The organism is Sphingopyxis sp. Q841, assembly GCF_052384365.1.
Classification (GTDB): Bacteria; Pseudomonadota; Alphaproteobacteria; order Sphingomonadales; family Sphingomonadaceae; genus Sphingopyxis; species Sphingopyxis terrae_A.
Genome location: NZ_JBQSUM010000002.1, coordinates 196152 through 210472, shown reverse-complemented (window position 1 = coordinate 210472; position 14321 = coordinate 196152). Strand labels below are relative to the sequence as shown.

At 65.9% G+C, this 14321-nt stretch carries 16 protein-coding genes; 14 read left to right on the top strand and 2 right to left on the bottom strand.

The genetic code is table 11. The features are described from left to right. The first annotated feature begins 57 nt into the window (after positions 1-57). From glmM to ACT17R_RS11385, 8 genes are all read left to right on the top strand, one after another. On the top strand, positions 58-1398 hold the full coding sequence (gene glmM / locus ACT17R_RS11420) for a phosphoglucosamine mutase (protein ID WP_062902319.1): 1341 nt from the start codon (positions 58-60) through the stop codon (positions 1396-1398). 127 nt (positions 1399-1525) lie between these two features. Beyond that, positions 1526-1750, top strand: coding sequence for a DUF1272 domain-containing protein (locus ACT17R_RS11415; RefSeq protein WP_003051183.1), 225 nt, complete (start codon positions 1526-1528; stop codon positions 1748-1750). After that, on the top strand, positions 1747-2889 hold the full coding sequence (gene thiD / locus ACT17R_RS11410) for a bifunctional hydroxymethylpyrimidine kinase/phosphomethylpyrimidine kinase (protein ID WP_062902320.1): 1143 nt from the start codon (positions 1747-1749) through the stop codon (positions 2887-2889). Before ACT17R_RS11415 ends, thiD begins: the two co-directional genes overlap by 4 nt. Then, positions 2886-3443, top strand: a complete 558-nt coding sequence (locus ACT17R_RS11405; RefSeq protein WP_058811756.1) for a ribonuclease HII — start codon at positions 2886-2888, stop codon at positions 3441-3443. Before thiD ends, ACT17R_RS11405 begins: the two co-directional genes overlap by 4 nt. 16 nt (positions 3444-3459) lie before the next feature. Continuing rightward, a complete protein-coding gene (locus tag ACT17R_RS11400) occupies positions 3460-4353 on the top strand; it encodes an oxidoreductase (protein WP_217373361.1) in 894 nt (297 codons plus the stop codon). Positions 4354-4590: 237 nt separating this feature from the next. Beyond that, a complete protein-coding gene (locus tag ACT17R_RS11395) occupies positions 4591-5730 on the top strand; it encodes a site-specific DNA-methyltransferase (RefSeq protein WP_062902323.1) in 1140 nt (379 codons plus the stop codon). A gap of 108 nt (positions 5731-5838) precedes the next feature. Beyond that, complete coding sequence (gene folP / locus ACT17R_RS11390; RefSeq protein ID WP_062902324.1) at positions 5839-6969, top strand: dihydropteroate synthase; 1131 nt, start codon at positions 5839-5841, stop codon at positions 6967-6969. A 97-nt stretch (positions 6970-7066) separates the two neighbouring features. Continuing rightward, the gene (locus tag ACT17R_RS11385; protein ID WP_217373362.1) at positions 7067-7447 is read left to right on the top strand and encodes a baeRF12 domain-containing protein; all 381 of its coding nucleotides are present in this window, start codon (positions 7067-7069) and stop codon (positions 7445-7447) included. Here the strand turns inward: ACT17R_RS11385 and ACT17R_RS11380 are convergent. Further along, entirely contained in the window at positions 7444-8874 is a 1431-nt protein-coding gene (locus ACT17R_RS11380; protein WP_062902326.1) for a sigma-54-dependent transcriptional regulator, read from the bottom strand. The two genes, ACT17R_RS11385 and ACT17R_RS11380, sit on opposite strands and share 4 nt — an antisense overlap. Positions 8875-9125: 251 nt before the next feature. Between ACT17R_RS11380 and ACT17R_RS11375 the strand changes: the two genes are divergently transcribed. The 5 genes from ACT17R_RS11375 (at position 9126) to ACT17R_RS11355 (ending at position 13085) form a co-directional block, all read left to right on the top strand. Continuing rightward, positions 9126-9248: an aa3-type cytochrome c oxidase subunit IV gene (locus ACT17R_RS11375; RefSeq protein ID WP_003051210.1), complete on the top strand. Its 123-nt coding sequence runs from the start codon at positions 9126-9128 to the stop codon at positions 9246-9248. A 12-nt stretch (positions 9249-9260) separates the two neighbouring features. After that, entirely contained in the window at positions 9261-10382 is a 1122-nt protein-coding gene (locus ACT17R_RS11370; RefSeq protein WP_062902327.1) for an NAD(P) transhydrogenase subunit alpha, read from the top strand. A 125-nt stretch (positions 10383-10507) separates the two neighbouring features. Beyond that, on the top strand, positions 10508-11122 hold the full coding sequence (locus tag ACT17R_RS11365) for a fasciclin domain-containing protein (RefSeq protein WP_444809474.1): 615 nt from the start codon (positions 10508-10510) through the stop codon (positions 11120-11122). 149 nt (positions 11123-11271) lie between these two features. Then, positions 11272-11553, top strand: coding sequence for a proton-translocating transhydrogenase family protein (locus ACT17R_RS11360; protein WP_003051219.1), 282 nt, complete (start codon positions 11272-11274; stop codon positions 11551-11553). Positions 11554-11612: 59 nt separating this feature from the next. Beyond that, positions 11613-13085, top strand: a complete 1473-nt coding sequence (locus ACT17R_RS11355; protein WP_217373364.1) for an NAD(P)(+) transhydrogenase (Re/Si-specific) subunit beta — start codon at positions 11613-11615, stop codon at positions 13083-13085. On the opposite strand, the gene ACT17R_RS11350 is transcribed toward ACT17R_RS11355, so the two are convergent. Further along, positions 13057-13494 carry a hypothetical protein gene (locus ACT17R_RS11350; protein WP_444809473.1) on the bottom strand — a complete coding sequence of 146 codons (438 nt, stop codon included), beginning with the start codon at positions 13492-13494 and terminating at the stop codon, positions 13057-13059. The two genes, ACT17R_RS11355 and ACT17R_RS11350, sit on opposite strands and share 29 nt — an antisense overlap. Positions 13495-13603: 109 nt before the next feature. On the opposite strand from ACT17R_RS11350, the gene ACT17R_RS11345 reads away from it, so the two are divergent. Next, complete coding sequence (locus tag ACT17R_RS11345) at positions 13604-14302, top strand: aspartate/glutamate racemase family protein (protein ID WP_444809472.1); 699 nt, start codon at positions 13604-13606, stop codon at positions 14300-14302. Positions 14303-14321 lie beyond the last annotated feature (19 nt).

The following is a 14321-nucleotide window of genomic DNA, read 5'->3' as shown; positions in this document are numbered from 1 at the left end:
GTCCGGACTGCCGGGGTGGGCGAGCGTGAACCCCGAGGATTAGGAAGCGGAGACGGCATGCGCAAGTTTTTCGGAACCGACGGGATCCGGGGCCTGACCAACAAGGTGCCGATGACCGCCGAAGTGGCGATGCGCGTCGGCATGGCGGCGGGCGCGCATTTCCTGCGCGGCGGGCACAAACATCGCGTCGTGATCGGCAAGGATACGCGCTTGTCGGGCTATATGCTCGAAAATGCGCTGGTCGCGGGGTTCACCAGCGTCGGCATGGACGTGGTGCAGGTCGGCCCGATGCCGACGCCTGCAGTGGCGATGCTGACGCAGTCGATGCGCGCCGATCTGGGCGTGATGATCTCTGCCAGCCACAATCCCTTCCACGACAATGGCATCAAACTGTTCGGGCCCGATGGCTACAAGCTGTCCGATGCCGATGAAATGCAGATCGAGGCATTGCTCGAAGCGGCGCCGGCGCTTGCCGAACCCGCGCATATCGGCCGCGCCAAACGGATCGAGGACGCGCGCGGGCGCTATATTCACGCGGTAAAGCAGAGCCTGCCCGGCTCGGTGCGCCTCGACGGGCTGAAGCTGGTGCTCGATTGCGCCAATGGTGCCGCCTACAACAGCGCGCCGACCGTATTCTGGGAACTGGGCGCCGACGTGATCGCGATCGGCGTCGAACCCAACGGCACCAACATCAACGACCGCTGCGGATCGACCGCGCCGGCGCTGCTTCAGGAAACGGTGGTGGCGAGCGGCGCCGACATCGGGGTCGCGCTCGACGGCGACGCCGACCGGTTGATCGTCGTCGACGAAAAGGGCAACATCGTCGACGGCGACCAGATCATGGCGCTGATCGGGGCGAGCTGGGCGCGGCAGGGACGGCTCAAAGGCGGCGGCGTCGTCGCGACGGTGATGTCGAACCTTGGCCTCGAACGCTTTCTCGAGAGCGAGGGGCTGCGGCTCGAGCGGACCAAGGTCGGCGACCGTTATGTCCTCGAACGGATGAAGGCGGGCGGTTTCAACGTCGGCGGCGAACAATCGGGGCACATGATCCTGTCGGACCATGCGACGACGGGCGACGGGACGCTCGCCGCGCTTCAATTGCTTGCCGAACTCGTCCGCGCCGGACGACCGGCGAGCGAGTTGCTCCACCAATTCGACCCGGTCCCGCAGCTTTTGAAGAATGTGCGCTTCGCCGGCGGCAAACCGCTCGACGCGCCAACGGTGCAGGCGGCGATCGCCGAGGGTGAAACCATGCTCGACGGCCGCGGCCGCCTTGTCATCCGGGCCTCGGGCACCGAACCCGTCATCCGCGTCATGGCCGAAGGCGACGATGCGGGTGAGGTTGAACAGGTGGTCGACATGATCTGCGACGCGGTGCGCGCGGCGGCGGCGAATTGACAACCGAATAGTCTCATCCCGTTCGTGCTGAGCTTGTCGAAGCACCATTCTCTTCTCTATGAACCGAGCAGGAAGAACGGCCCCCCTTCGACAAGAGCAGGGCGAACGGCTTTTAAGGAATTTGTACATGCTTGAAATGCGACCCGATTGCGAACGCTGCGGCCGTGATTTGCCCGCGGACATTCACGGCGCCTTCATCTGCTCGTTCGAATGCACCTTTTGCGCGACCTGCGCCGACAAGCTCGACGAACGCTGCCCCAATTGCGGCGGCGACCTGCTCGACCGTCCGCTGCGCGAAGGCGCTGCGCTGGCGAAATTCCCCGCTTCGACGGAGCGAAAGTTCAAGCGTTGACCGCACGCGTTCTGATTATCGCCGGCTCCGATAGCGGCGGCGGTGCGGGCATTCAGGCGGATATCAAGACCGTCACCATGCTCGGCGGCCACGCGATGACCGCGATCACCGCGATCACCGCGCAGAATACGATGGGCGTGCAGGGCGTCCACGCGATCCCGGCCGAGATGGTGCTGATGCAGATCGACAGCGTCGTCGCCGACATCGGCGTCGACGCGGTGAAGATCGGCATGATCGGCAGCGCGGCAACCGCGGCGGCGGTCGCCGAACGGCTTCGCCGGCCCGACATGGCCGGGGCCGCGGTGGTGTTCGACCCGGTAATGGTCGCCACCAGTGGATCGGTGCTTGCCGACGCCGACACAATCCGCGCGTTCGAGGCGCTGCTGGACCGGGCGGCGGTGGCGACGCCCAATCTCGGCGAACTGGCGGCGCTCGGCGGCGAGGCGGCGGTGCTGGCGCATGGCTGCGCGCTGCTCGCCAAGGGCGGGCATGGCGAAGGCGACACCGTGGTCGACCGGCTGATCGAGGCCGATGCGGGCGAAGTGGCGCGCTGGGAAGCCCCGCGTATCGCGACGATGAACACCCACGGTACCGGCTGCACGCTTGCCAGCGCAATCGCGACCGGGCTGGCGCAGGGTATGCCGCTCGAGCCCGCGGTGGCGCGCGCGCGCGACTTCGTGCGGTTGGCGCTAATGGATGCGCCCGGATTGGGCGAGGGGCATGGTCCGATGGGGCAACAGGGGGTGCGGAACGACGGGCTGTTTACCGGCCCTGCACTCAACCAGATCACCCTGCCGGCGACCGATTATGCGGCTTCGGTGGCCTTCTACAAACAAATGGGGCTGACCCAGATCGTCGATAGCAACGCAAAGGGCTATGCCCGCTTCGAGGCTGCGAACGGCGTCACCCTCTCGATTCATGTCGGCGACGGCGACGCGGGCGGGACGACCACCTATCTGGAAAGCGGCGCGCTCGACGCCTGGGTCGCCTATCTCGCGCGGCGCGGGGCGCGCTTCGACCAGATGCCGCGCGACGAGGAATGGGGCTGGCGCGAGGCGCGGTTGACCGATCCCGCGGGCAATCGTCTGTGCCTCTATCAGGCGGGCGAATATCGGCGTTATCCGCCGTGGCGGATATGATCGTCGTCGGCGTCGACGAGGCGGGGCGCGGACCGCTCGCGGGTCCGGTGGTCGCGGCCGCGGTGATCCTGTGCGACGACGGGATCGACGGTCTCGACGACAGCAAGAAATTGAGCGCGAAGCGCCGTGCCGCGCTGGAGATCGAAATCAAGGCGCGTTGCCGCTGGGGCGTCGGCGAAGCGAGCGTGACCGAGATCGACAGCATCAACATTTTGCAGGCGACTTTCCTTGCGATGACGCGCGCGGTCGAGGCACTGGGGGTCGAGCCCGGCGAGGTGCTGGTCGACGGCAATCGCCTGCCCAGATGGCGCTGGCGCGCGCAGGCGATCGTCGACGGCGATGCGCTGCACCCTTGTATTTCGGCGGCGAGCATCATCGCCAAGGAGCATCGCGACCGCTTCATGGCCGACGCGGCGCGCCGCTTTCCCGGTTTTGGCTGGGAGACGAATATGGGCTATGGCACCGCGCAGCATCTGGCGGCGCTGCGGCAATTGGGGCCGACGCCGCTCCACCGCGCGAGCTTTGCGCCGGTCGCACAGCTGACGCTGATCTGACGGACGGGAGAGGGCGATGAGCGGATTTACGGCAGAGCATGTATCCGCGCAGACCGGTCGCCGCTTCCTCGTCACCGGCGCCAATGCCGGCATCGGTTTCGAAGTTGCGCGCATCCTGGCGGCGCGCGGGGCGGCGGTGGTGCTTGCCTGCCGCGACGCAGCGCGCGCCGAGGCGGCAATGGCGCGCATCGCGGACGATGTTCCCGGCGCCGACCTGTCCTTCGTGCGGCTCGATCTCGCCGATCTCGATCAGGTTCGCGAGGCGGCGGCCGTGGTACGCGCCGGGCCGCGCATCGATGTCCTCGTCAACAATGCGGGCGTCATGATCCCGCCGCGGTCGCTGACCGCGCAGGGCTTCGAATTGCAGTTCGGGGTCAATTACCTCGGCACCTTTGCCTTTACCGGCTTGATACATGGTCATGTCGACGACCGGATCGTCGTCACCGCCAGCCTGGCGCACAAGAGCGGAACGATCGACTTCAGCGATCTCGATGCCCGGCGCGGCTATCATGGCTGGTCGCGCTATCAGGCGAGCAAGCTCGCCAATCTGTCCTATATGTTCGAGCTCGATCGCCGGCTGGGCGCGGCGAGGCGGGCGACGCAGGCGATCGGTGCGCATCCGGGTGTCGCGCTCACCGAGCTGACACGCCATCTGCCGTGGCCGCTGCGGTCGATGACGCCGCTGGCCACGCCCTTCTTCAACAGCGCGGCGCAGGGCGCCTGGCCGACCTTGCAGGCGGCAACCGGCGCCCATGTGCAGGGCGGCGACTATCTGGGACCGCAGGGGCTGGGCGAGATCAGCGGCGCGTCGGGACCCGCGCGCGCGACCAAGGCGGCGCGCGACCCGAAGCTGGGGCGCGAATTGTGGGAGCGTTCGGTCGACCTCACCGGGGTCGATCCGGGAATTTGAACACGAATGGCGCTTGGTTGGGCGCCAAATCGAAAAAAATCTGCCGCTGAGTCCTGACGGCCACACCACCAGTGGTTGAGTCCCCGAGTCGCGCGAGACTCCATATGTCGTGGCAGACTCCTTTCGTTCTCGGCGCGTTAACCATTTCGAGAGGCGGAATCCCTAGAATCCTGCGCTTGACGGCGGACTCCGCCGGACTCATCAGGGGCTTCTTTCGGACAAGGACAGGGGCGAAACATGGGTGTTATGGAACGGGTCAAGGCGCCGGCCGCAAAACAGCGGACGCCGAAAGCGGCCCCGCTCGATCTGCCACTGGACAGCATCCTGCAAGGCGACTGCATCGCCATGATGCGCAGCCTGCCGGCGGCATCGGTCGACATGATCTTCGCCGACCCGCCCTATAACCTCCAGCTCGGCGGGGATCTGCATCGTCCCGACGGCAGCCAGGTCGACGCCGTCGACGATGATTGGGACAAGTTCGACAGTCTCGCGGCCTATGACCGTTTCACCCATGCGTGGCTCAAGGAAGCGAAGCGCATCCTGAAACCCAATGGCAGCATCTGGGTGATCGGCAGCTATCACAACATCTTCCGCGTCGGCACCGCGCTTCAGGACAATGGCTATTGGATCCTGAACGATATCGTGTGGCGCAAGGCGAACCCGATGCCCAATTTCAAGGGCACGCGCTTCACCAATGCGCACGAGACGCTGATCTGGGCCTCGATGGGCGAAAAGTCGCGCTACACCTTCAATTATCGCGCGATGAAGACGCTCAACGACGAGCTTCAGATGCGCTCCGACTGGCTCATCCCGATCTGCGGCGGTCAGGAACGGCTCAAGAAGGGCGGCACGAAAGTACACCCGACCCAGAAGCCCGAGGCGCTGTTGTATCGCATCCTGCTCGCCTGCTCGAACCCCGGCGACGTGATCCTCGACCCGTTTTTCGGCACCGGAACCACCGGCGCGGTCGCGAAGCGCCTCGGCCGCCGCTTCATCGGCATCGAACGCGAGGACGGCTATATCGAAGCGGCAAAGGAGCGCATCGAAATGGCGCTGCCGCTCGACGAAAGCACGGTGCGGACGATGATGGCGCCTAAGGCCGCAACGCGCGTCGCCTTCGGCACGCTGGTCGAATGCGGCATGATTGCACCGGGAACGACGCTCACCGATACGAAGCGCCGCTGGAAGGCGGTGGTGCGTGTCGACGGCAGTCTGGAATGCGAGGGGCAACCCGCGGGGTCGATCCACAAGGTCGGCGCGGGCGTGCAGGGCACGCCGAGCTGCAACGGCTGGACATTCTGGCACGTCGATACGGGCAAGGAATTGCGCGTGATCGACACGGTGCGGCAGGACTGGTTGCTCGCGAACGAGGCATAAGCCTCGCCGCCCCCGCGAAGGCGGGGGCCGTGGGCTAGATCGCACTGCCGCGCCGCGGAAGGCCGACTACGGTTCCCGCCTCCGCGGGGGCGACGGGAAAGGGATTGCATGTTCGTTCCACTCACCAAGCCGGACTTCGGTACGACATGGGAGGATGCGCGTGTCTACCTCCGCCCGACCTGCTTCGTCGATCGGCCGCATGAACTTGACAAGCATTGCCTGCGGCTTGCCGACGCGATGATCTGGTTTGCGGCCTGGCATGTCAGCCTGCGCGATAATGACATGATCCGCTCGGCGGTGGTGCCGGTGGCCGAACTCGACGACTGGATTGCCGCGATGCCCAGCCGGCTCGCCGATGCAGCGCGCGCGCAGCGGGCCGCGACGGCACGACCGCGCGGCGCGCTGACGCTGGGCGCGCGGACAGTTCGGCTCGGCGAGCCGCAGATCATGGGCATCCTCAACGTCACGCCCGACAGTTTTTCCGACGGTGGCAAGACAATCGACGAGGCGGCGGCGATCGAGGCCGGTTTCGCCATGGCCTCGGCAGGGGCGGCGATCGTCGATGTCGGCGGGGAATCGACCCGGCCCGGCGCGCCGCTGGTCTGGGAAGGCGACGAGGTCAAGCGCGTGGAAAATGTCGTGGCGGCGCTCGCGCGCGGCGGAACCGCGGTGTCGATCGACACGCGCAAGGCGGCGGTCATGGAGGCGGCGCTCGCCGCCGGGGCGACGATCGTCAACGATATTTCGGCGCTGCGCTACGACGACCGCGCGACGGAGGTCGTGGCGCGCGCAGGCTGCGCCGTCGTGCTGATGCACGCGCCGTCGGCAAAGAGCGATCCGCACGAAGGCGGCACCTACGCGCATGTCCTGTTCGACGTTTACGACATGCTCGCCGAGCGTGTCGCGGACTGCATCGCGGCGGGCATCGACCCCGCAAAGATCATCGTCGATCCGGGCATCGGCTTCGGCAAGGGGGTCGCCGACAATCTGGCGCTGATCAATGGCCTTGCGCTCTTCCACACCCTCGGCTGCCCGCTGCTCTTCGGGGCGAGCCGCAAGCGCCTGATCGGGGCACTGGACAACGAAGCCCCTGCAGACCAGCGCCTTGGCGGCACAGTCGCGCTTCATTATCAGGCTGCGACGCAGGGCGCACAGTTGCTGCGGGTGCATGATGTGGCCGAAAACCGGCAGGCGCTGCGGGTGTGGCGCGGGCTGCGGGATGCGGCGCTGACCGCCTGAGTTCCTCCATCGGTCGCGGGAGAGGAAACCCTGCAGCACTGTCATGCGTCCCCTTCCTGAAGGCCCGCTCCGATTGCGGGCTCCGAAGGAGACTTCCATGCAGCTTCCCCATGGCACCCATGTCGCCGTCGCCGACGGCAACCGCTTCGTTCTGTTTCGCAACGATGGCGATGCAGACCTTATCAACCTTGTCGATGCGGCCAGCCCGGAGGTCGACGCCGGAAACCGTGGCGGCGCGAAGCCCGAACCCCGCGACCTTGACGAGCGTGGACACGCCGCGGGTGTCGCGGCGCTTCTTAACAAGCGCATCCTCGACAACGAAATCGAAAAGCTGCTCGTGATTGCCGATCCGCACACGCTCGGCGTGATGCGCGGGCATTATCACCGCGAACTTGAAAAGCGGCTGGTCGGCGAACTCGCCAAGACGCTGACCAATGCCGATACGGCGCAGATCGAGCAGGCGATCGGCGCGGCTTAGGCCGCGGTGTCGATCCCCAGATCGCTGAGCTTGCGATACAGCGTCGAGCGCCCGATCCCGAGCCGGCGGGCGACTTCGCTCATGCGGCCGCGGTAATGGCCGATGGCGAGGCGGATGACATCGGCTTCGATATCCTCGAGCGGACGAAGATTGCCGTCCGGGAGGTAGAGGGTGATGCCGATCGCCTCGCCGTTGATCGCGACATTGGCGTCTCCGCTCACGCTGCCACCGAGCGCAGCTTCGATCGCCTTGAAGTCGGCACTCGTCAGCACGTCGGTCTTGCTTTCGACCGCCGCGCGGAACAGCACGTCCTGCAACTGACGGACATTGCCCGGCCAGGCATAGGCGGCGAGCAGGCGTAGGGCATCGTCGGTGATGCCGATCGGCCCCATGCCGGGCAGGCCGCCGATGCGCGTGAGCAGATGGCGGGCGAGCGGCCCAACATCGCCGCGCCGTTCGGAAAGCGAGGGCAGGGTGAATTGCGCGGTCGACAGCGCGTAGAACAGGTCTTCGCGGAAGTGTCCTGCCTCGATCAGCTTGTCGAGCGGGCTGGCGCTGGTCGCGATGATGCGGACGTCGACGGTCTGGCGGATCGAGCCACCGATCATCTGCACTTCGCCGCTGTTCAGAAATTCGACGAGTTTTGCCTGCGTGTCGAGCGGGATACATTCGACATGGTCGATGATGATGCTGCCGCCGTCGGCCTGCACCAGCCGGCCGACCTGCCGGTCGAAGGCGCCGGGAAAGGCACCGCGTTCGTGGCCGAACAGTCCCGATCCGATAAGCCCCGGCGATACCGCCGAACAATCGACCATCACCAGCGGGCCGCGCGCACGCGGACTGGCGCTGTGGATCGCGCGGGCAAAGACTTCCTTGCCGGTGCCCGGCTTGCCGTTGATCATCACCGGCACGCGGGCGCGCGCGGCCTTGGCGGCGATCGCCAGCGCGCTACGGAAATTGGGCGACGAACCGATGATTTCTTCGAAGGCGAGCGGCGCGCGCAGCTTTTCGGTGAGCGGGCGCAATTCGCCCTGCGGGCCGGTCTGCGAGACGATGCGGTCGAGCGCGCCGAGCAGCCGGTCGGGCGCGATGGGCTTTTGCACGAAATCGCTCGCGCCAGCGCGCATCGCGGCAACCGCGACTTCGACGCCGTTGCGCATGGTGATGACGATAAGCGGCAGCGCCGGGCGCCAGCGGCGCAGTTCGGCGATGAATTCGGGGATCGGCACGCCCGGCGCGCCCTGATCGACGAGCACGGCGTCGAGCGCCATGCCTTCCTGGGTGCCGAGCTTCGCGAGCGCGGTGTCGGTGTCGGCGGCGACGATGCTGCGCCAGCCGCCCCGCGACACCAGCGCCGAAAGGAATCGCTGCTGCGCCGGTTCGCTGTCGACGATCATCACCATTCGCGTGTCGCGCGCGTTCGCCATCGCTTCCCAGTTGCCCCTTTTGTCGGCACGCAGGGTGCCGGTATCCGCGGTAGCCGCCATGTGTAACCGGGATGGGTAAAGGCCGGATTAAGGCCACCAGGCTTTTGCCCGCCGTGCGCCGCGGCGCAAAACGGGCTATTGAGCATCGGGGGGCGCATGGCTAAGACCGGCGCGATATCCGATTCTGGCGGGCGCCCGGCGCAGCGCCGGCGGGCAGGAAACAAGCGGATACAAGGCAAAGGGGAATGGCCATGGCGGAACAGGATATGAAAACGGCGAACCAGACCTATGAAGGCTTTCTGGGCCTTTTGAAGGTCGGCACGATCGCAACCGTGATCGTCGCCGTCGTCGTCGTCCTTCTGATCTCTTCCTAAGCGGCGCCGGTCATGCGCATCGCCGTGCTGAAAGACCTCGCCGCGGGCGAGACCCGTGTCGCTGCGACCCCGGAAACGGTGAAGAAATTCATCGGCCTGGGCGCTGAAGTCGCCGTCGAGAGCGGAGCAGGGGTTACGGCCTCGATCGCCGACGCCGATTACACCGCTGCGGGGGCGAGCCTGGGCAGCCGCGCCGATGTGCTGAAGGGTGCGAACATCATCCTCGGGATTCAGGGCCCCGATCCCAAGAGCCTGTCGGGCTTTGCCGACGGGGCGTGGCTGGCGGCGGGGCTCAACCCGTTCGGCGAGCGCGCCCGCGTTGACGACTATGCCAAGCTTGGCATCGAGGCGCTGGCGATGGAATTCATGCCGCGCATCACGCGCGCGCAGTCGATGGATATCCTGTCCAGCCAGGCAAATCTCGCGGGCTACAAGGCGGTGCTGATGGCGGCAAACGCCTATGGCCGCGCCTTTCCGATGATGATGACCGCCGCCGGCACCGTCAGCGCGGCCAAGGCGTTCATCATGGGCGTCGGCGTCGCCGGGCTCCAGGCGATCGCGACCGCGCGGCGCCTGGGGGCGCAGGTCAGCGCGACCGACGTGCGCTCCGCGACCAAGGAACAGATCCTCAGCCTCGGCGCCAAGCCGATCTTCGTCGAAAGCGTCGCGGGGATCGAGGGCGAAGGTGCGGGCGGCTATGCCACCGAAATGTCGGACGAATATCAGAAGGCGCAGGCCGAGCTGGTGTCGGGACATATCGCCAAGCAGGATATTGTCATCACCACCGCGCTGATCCCGGGGCGCCCCGCGCCGCGGCTGATTTCGGACGCGCAACTCGCGACGATGCGCACGGGCAGCGTGATCGTCGACATGGCGGCCGAAAGCGGCGGCAATGTCGAAGGCTCGGTGGCCGGCGAAACGAAGCAGATCCACGGTGTCACCGTGATCGGCGCAAAGAATATCGCCGCGCTGATGCCCGCCGACACGAGCGCGCTGTTCAGCCGCAACCTGTTCAATTTCCTGTCGGCCTTCTGGGACAAGGAAGCCGGCAAGCCCGTGCTCGACGAGGAAATCGGCAATGCCGTGCGGCTGACGCAGGGCGGCAAGGTCGTGAACGAGCGGCTGCTGGGGTAGGCGTTTCGCTGGACGCGTCCGGCTGACTTTCTTCTGAAACTTTCGCGCGCCAATGGCGTTGCGAATCGGGGTGCGGCGCGATGTGGCACGGGGCCGTTCAGGCCGTTTCAGCAAGGAGATCAGAGGTGACGAAATCCGGCTTGTTCATGAGTGCCATGGTAGCGGCGTTGGCGCTCGGCGGCTGCAACAAGACTCCCGAGCCGCCCAAGGCCGATACCGAAAGCGGCGCGATGAACGATGTCGTAACCGCGAGCGCCAATCCGCAGGTCGGCGGTGCCGCGATGGCGCCTGACAAGACGATCCTCGCCAATGCCGCTGCCTCTCCGATACTGAGCCAGTTGACCGCGGCGGTGAATCAGGCTGGGCTGGCCGATACGCTCTCGGGGCCGGGGCCTTTCACGCTGTTTGCGCCCAATGACGCCGCCTTTGCGCAGGTTCCCGCGGTCACGCGCGACGGCTGGGCGCGTCCGGCGCAGACGGTGGTGCTTGCCGGCGTGCTCAAATATCATGTCGTGCCGGGCAAGCTGACCGCCGCCGATCTCGCCGCGAAGATCGATGCGGGCGGCGGCAAGGCGGTGCTCAAGACGCTCGACGGGCAGGATCTGACCGCGACCAAATCGGGCGAGGCGATCATCCTGACGAGTGCGAGCGGCAACAAGGCCGCGGTAACGCAGGCGGACGTTGGACAGGCGAACGGTATCGTCCATGTCATCGACGCGGTGCTGCTGCCAAAGATGTAAATTGTCCTGACGCGTAATTATGTTTCACAAAGCGCCCGCCATTTCCGGCCTGGAGATGCGCGGGCGTGACTTTTTGACAGCTTTGGAGTCGACAGGCCTTCGCTCCCACGGCAAGAGGTGCCGACGCGGAATCAGCAGGGGAGCGCGCCGTGGATTTCATTTCCATCTTTTCGATTTTCGTCCTGGCCTGTTTCGTCGGCTATTTCGTCGTCTGGTCGGTGACGCCGGCGCTGCACACGCCGCTGATGAGCGTGACCAACGCGATTTCGTCGGTCATCATCGTCGGCGCGCTGATCGCCAGCGCGGCGGCGGGCTCGGCAAGCTCTAAATGGCTCGGCCTTGCCGCGGTCGTGATGGCGAGCATCAATATTTTCGGCGGCTTTGCGGTCACCGGGCGCATGCTCGCAATGTACAAGAAAAAAGAGCGTTAAGGCGCTGCGAACCAAGGATTTGACGGGCCATGGACGGATGGCCCGACGGGGGAATTAGCATGCACGAAGTAGCACCGATCAATCCCTGGGTGGCGCTGGCCTATCTCGCCTCGGGCATCCTGTTCATCCTCGCGCTGCGCGGCCTGTCGAGCCCGGCATCGTCACGGCGCGGCAACCGTTTCGGCATGATCGGCATGACGATTGCGGTCGTCACGACGCTGATTACCCACGCGCCGTGGAAAAGCGGCGACGCCGCGAACAGTTATGTCGGGATCAATGTCACGGCGATGGCGGAGATATTGGGCGCGATCGCGATCGGCGCCATCATCGGCATCGTCATGGCGCGCCGGATCGCGATGACCGCGATGCCGCAGCTTGTCGCGGCCTTTCACAGCCTCGTCGGGCTTGCCGCAGTCGCGGTGGCCGCGGCCGCCTACCTCAATCCCGGCGCCTTTCATATCGCCGACGAAATGGGTCAGATTTTCGCGGTCAGCCGGATCGAAATGGGGCTCGGCATCGCCATCGGCGCGATCACCTTTTCGGGCTCGGTCATCGCCTTTCTGAAGCTCAACGGCAATATGTCGGGCGCCCCGATCATGCTGCCCGCGCGGCACGTCATCAACCTCGGCACGCTCGCCGCGATCATCGGCCTTGTCGCCTATTTCCTGACCGACCAGTCGCCGTGGGTTTTCTGGACGATCACCGCATTGAGCTTCCTGATCGGTTTCCTGCTGATCATCCCGATCGGCGGCGCCGACATGCCGGTCGTCGTGTCGATGCTGAACAGCTATTCGGGCTGGGCCGCGGCGGCGATGGGCTTCACGCTCGGCAACACCGCGATGATCATCACCGGCGCGCTCGTCGGTTCGTCGGGCGCGATCCTTTCGTACATCATGTGCCGCGCGATGAACCGCAGCTTCATCAGCGTCATCGCCGGCGGTTTCGGCGCCGACGATTCGGGCGGCGGTGCGGGTGGTTCGAAGGAACAGCGCCCGTGGAAGCCTGGCAGCGCCGAAGACGCGGCCTTCCTGATGAGCCAGGCGGAAAATGTCATCATCGTTCCCGGCTACGGCATGGCAGTGGCGCAGGCGCAGCACGCGCTGCGCGAAATGTCGGACATGCTCAAGAAAGAGGGCGTGAACGTCAAATATGCGATCCATCCGGTCGCGGGCCGCATGCCCGGCCATATGAACGTGCTGCTCGCCGAAGCGAATGTTCCCTATGACGAAGTGTTCGAGCTTGAGGACATCAATGGCGAATTCGCGCAATGCGACGTCGCCTTCGTGATCGGCGCCAACGACGTGACCAACCCGGCGGCCAAGACCGACAAGTCGTCGCCGATCTATGGCATGCCGGTGCTCGACGTCGAAAAGGCGAAGACCGTGCTGTTCGTGAAGCGGTCGATGGGCGGCGTCGGCTATGCCGGCGTCGATAACGACGTCTTCTACATGGACCAGACGATGATGCTGCTCGGCGACGCCAAGAAGATGGCCGACGACATCGTCAAGGCGCTGAGCGGCAGCGGGCACTAGGGTCGAACGCGGCAAGCCGGCGCGCGACGGTGCCGATCGTCGCGATGCCATAGCCGTCGGGATCGGGCGCGGCCGCGCGAAAGCGGTTCGCGACATCGTCGAGATCGGCGAGCAGGCGGCCCAGATAGATGTGCGCATCCTCCTCGCCGGGGCGCGGATCGAGCGCGATGGCCTTCATCGCGCCGATCGCCTGCAGTTCGTCCAGCCTGACGTTGCGCCCGGTGCGGCTGTCGGTCCAATAGCCGTCGCCAAGGTGCCGGGCCGCTTCGGCTTCCTGCTCGGCGAGCTGCGCCAGAAAATAGTGCCGGATCGCGTCCATCGCGCCGGTCTGCCGCGTGCGGCGGGCCGCGTCAAAGAAAAGCAGGTGCGATGCCGCGGCGCGCCCGCCGCCTCCAGCCCTGCGGGGCATTGACCCGAATCGTCATCCCGGCGAAGGCCGGGATATCAACCTCGCGTCGGAAATGGACGGCGAGACCCCGGCCTTCGCCGGGGTGACGATGAAGGGATAGACGTCACCCATGCGCAAAATCGGTTTGATCGGAGGAATGAGCTGGGCATCGACCGAGCTTTATTATCGGCACCTCAACAAGGGGCTGCAAATGCGGGTCGGCACCGGCTGTTCGGCGCCGATCCTGATGGAAAGCCTGAATTATTGCGATCTGTCGCGGCTCTCGACACCCGAGCAATGGGATCATGCGAAGGAGGTGCTGATCGCATCGGCGCGGCGGCTCGAGGCGGCGGGGGCGACGGCGCTGATGATCGCGGCCAATTCGATGCACAAGGTGGCGGACGACGTCGCCGCGGCGATTTCGATCCCGCTGCTCCATATCGTCGACGAAACGGGCGAAAAGATGCGCGCCGACGGCGTGAAGGCGGCGGCAGTGGTCGGCACCCGCAACGTCATGACCGAACCCTGGTTCCGCCAGCGGCTCGTGCGCCACGGCCTGACGCTCGCCCCCTATGACGCGAGCCGCGCCGAGGAGATCGACCGCATCATCTATGACGAGCTGATGCAGGGCAAGGTGACCGAGGATTCGCGCCGGACGATGCGCACCTTCATCACCGACATCGCCAAGCAGGATATTCAGGCGCTCGTCCTGGCCTGCACCGAGCTGGTGATGCTTGTCGATCCCGACGCGAACCTGCTGCCGGTGTATGATACGGCGCGCATCCATGTCGCCGCAGGTGTCGACTGGATATTGGGCGACGCACCCTGATTGCCGGAGGCGCGCGCCG

What these genes read in the sequence shown, in the direction of transcription:
- glmM (WP_062902319.1), top strand. Translation starts at nt 58, where the DNA reads ATGCGCAAGTTTTTCGGAACCGACGGGATCCGGGGCCTGACCAACAAG.
- ACT17R_RS11415 (WP_003051183.1), top strand. Translation starts at nt 1,526, where the DNA reads ATGCTTGAAATGCGACCCGATTGCGAACGCTGCGGCCGTGATTTGCCC.
- ACT17R_RS11405 (WP_058811756.1), top strand. Translation starts at nt 2,886, where the DNA reads ATGATCGTCGTCGGCGTCGACGAGGCGGGGCGCGGACCGCTCGCGGGT.
- ACT17R_RS11400 (WP_217373361.1), top strand. Translation starts at nt 3,460, where the DNA reads ATGAGCGGATTTACGGCAGAGCATGTATCCGCGCAGACCGGTCGCCGC.
- ACT17R_RS11395 (WP_062902323.1), top strand. Translation starts at nt 4,591, where the DNA reads ATGGGTGTTATGGAACGGGTCAAGGCGCCGGCCGCAAAACAGCGGACG.
- folP (WP_062902324.1), top strand. Translation starts at nt 5,839, where the DNA reads ATGTTCGTTCCACTCACCAAGCCGGACTTCGGTACGACATGGGAGGAT.
- ACT17R_RS11385 (WP_217373362.1), top strand. Translation starts at nt 7,067, where the DNA reads ATGCAGCTTCCCCATGGCACCCATGTCGCCGTCGCCGACGGCAACCGC.
- ACT17R_RS11380 (WP_062902326.1), bottom strand. Translation starts at nt 8,874, where the DNA reads ATGGCGAACGCGCGCGACACGCGAATGGTGATGATCGTCGACAGCGAA.
- ACT17R_RS11375 (WP_003051210.1), top strand. Translation starts at nt 9,126, where the DNA reads ATGGCGGAACAGGATATGAAAACGGCGAACCAGACCTATGAAGGCTTT.
- ACT17R_RS11370 (WP_062902327.1), top strand. Translation starts at nt 9,261, where the DNA reads ATGCGCATCGCCGTGCTGAAAGACCTCGCCGCGGGCGAGACCCGTGTC.
- ACT17R_RS11355 (WP_217373364.1), top strand. Translation starts at nt 11,613, where the DNA reads ATGCACGAAGTAGCACCGATCAATCCCTGGGTGGCGCTGGCCTATCTC.
- ACT17R_RS11350 (WP_444809473.1), bottom strand. Translation starts at nt 13,494, where the DNA reads ATGCCCCGCAGGGCTGGAGGCGGCGGGCGCGCCGCGGCATCGCACCTG.
- ACT17R_RS11345 (WP_444809472.1), top strand. Translation starts at nt 13,604, where the DNA reads ATGCGCAAAATCGGTTTGATCGGAGGAATGAGCTGGGCATCGACCGAG.